2 protein-coding genes and 1 pseudogene are annotated in these 1,679 nt (G+C 55.3%); all 3 read right to left on the bottom strand.

Annotation, left to right across the window (positions count from 1 at the left end; translation table 11 throughout):
* Positions 1–272: 272 nt before the first annotated feature.
* Complete coding sequence (gene rplL, locus ACIPL2_RS35110; protein ID WP_010467258.1) at positions 273–638, bottom strand: 50S ribosomal protein L7/L12; 366 nt, start codon at positions 636–638, stop codon at positions 273–275.
* Between the two features lie 80 nt (positions 639–718).
* Positions 719–1,219, bottom strand: a complete 501-nt coding sequence (gene rplJ / locus ACIPL2_RS35105) for a 50S ribosomal protein L10 (protein ID WP_007896629.1) — start codon at positions 1,217–1,219, stop codon at positions 719–721.
* 198 nt (positions 1,220–1,417) lie between these two features.
* A pseudogene (locus tag ACIPL2_RS35100) lies at positions 1,418–1,679 on the bottom strand (hypothetical protein); the annotation flags it as partial.

Below are 1,679 nucleotides of genomic sequence, written 5' to 3'. Positions count from 1 at the left end.
ACTTGATAAAGACCTTGCGGATACGTTTTTTCTCAGTATATGAGTAAGCCATCAGCGTTCCCCAGCTTGGTCACCTGCTTGTTTGGCCCCTCCCGACGGGAGCAGCCAGAAAATCGTGCAAACCCCATGGTTTGCGCCACCGCATCGGGTGGTTACAGCGCGTTACCAGCACCGACCCAGTCGGCTGCCAATAACGGAAAAAGGCCGGTGGCAAGAGCCACCAGCCATCAGCCTTTCGCTTAACGCTCGGGCTGGAGACGCAAAGTCGATGCTTACTTCAGCTCGACTTTAGCGCCTGCTTCTTCCAGAGTGGCTTTGGCTTTGTCAGCTGCGTCTTTCGAAACAGCTTCCAGAACCATGCCAGGAGCGCCGTCAACTACAGCCTTGGCTTCTTTCAAGCCCAGACCGGTCAGTTCACGTACTGCCTTGATCACGTTAACTTTCTTCTCGCCAGCTTCCAGCAGCATGACGTTGAATTCAGTTTGTTCTTCAACAACGGCAGCGACAGCAGCTGGACCAGCGGAAGCAGCGGCAGCGGAAACGCCGAACTTCTCTTCCATGGCCTTGATCAGCTCAACGATTTCCAGAACGGATTTTTCGCCGATTGCTTCGATGATTTGGTCGTTAGTCAGAGACATGACTATAAATTCCTGTATTGGGGTGACAGCCTACGCGGCCATCGAAATAAACAATAAACGCTGAAAGGAGTCGCTCAGCCTTAGGCTGCAGCAGCTTCTTTCTGGTCGCGAAGGGCCGCCAGAGTACGAGCCAATTTGCTGGTTGCGCCTTGAATCACGCTCATCAGCTGAGAAATTGCTTCGTCACGGGTCGGCAGACTTGCCAGTACGTCGATCTGATTAGCTGCGAGGAACTTGCCCTCGAACGCAGCTGCCTTGATCTCGAACTTATCCTGACCTTTTGCGAACTCTTTGAAGATACGAGCAGCAGCGCCCGGATGTTCTTTGGAGAATGCAATCAAGGTCGGGCCAGTGAACACGTCGTTGAGCACGTCATACTGAGTGCCAGCAACGGCGCGCTTGAGCAGGGTGTTACGTACAACACGTACGTAAACGCCAGCTTCACGAGCCTCTTTACGGAGTCCGGTCATAGCGCCTACTGTCACGCCGCGGGCATCAGCCACAACAGCAGACAGGGCAACATTGGCAGCCTCGTTGACTTCAGCGACGATGGCCTTCTTGTCTTCGAGTTTAATTGCCACGGGTTTAACTCCTGCTTGTTACCGTTTCATCCAACCGGAGCCGGATGTCGTTTTGGTGTCTGATTCGGTAAGGAACCGGGAGCACCATCTGCGTAGGCTTGAGGTTTAAGACTTGCGTCGCCTACGGTCTTGGATAGCCCCCGCCAGGCAGGGACCCCAATCTTTCAATTGGCGCAATCGCTTGCGCCAACCTGTGTCTTACGCGTCGAGCGAGCCTTGGTCGATGACCAGACCTGGACCCATGGTGGTGCTCAGGGTAACGCGCTTGACGTAAATACCTTTCGAGGAAGCTGGCTTGATACGCTTCAGATCAGCGATCAGGGCTTCAACGTTTTCCTTCAGGTTGGCGGCGGCGCCGCCGACTGTGCCTCCGGTGGGGGGGTGGGGGCGGGGTTGGGCGCAACGTGGAGCGCGTACCCCCCGCCGCACACAAAAACTAGGCGGCGTGGGGATAGTCTTT

The sequence above is a fragment of the Pseudomonas sp. NPDC086251 genome, assembly GCF_044746405.1.
Lineage (GTDB): Bacteria > Pseudomonadota > Gammaproteobacteria > Pseudomonadales > Pseudomonadaceae > Aquipseudomonas.
This window is presented reverse-complemented; position numbering and strand designations above follow the sequence as displayed.

What these genes read in the sequence shown, in the direction of transcription:
- rplL (WP_010467258.1), bottom strand. Translation starts at nt 638, where the DNA reads ATGTCTCTGACTAACGACCAAATCATCGAAGCAATCGGCGAAAAATCC.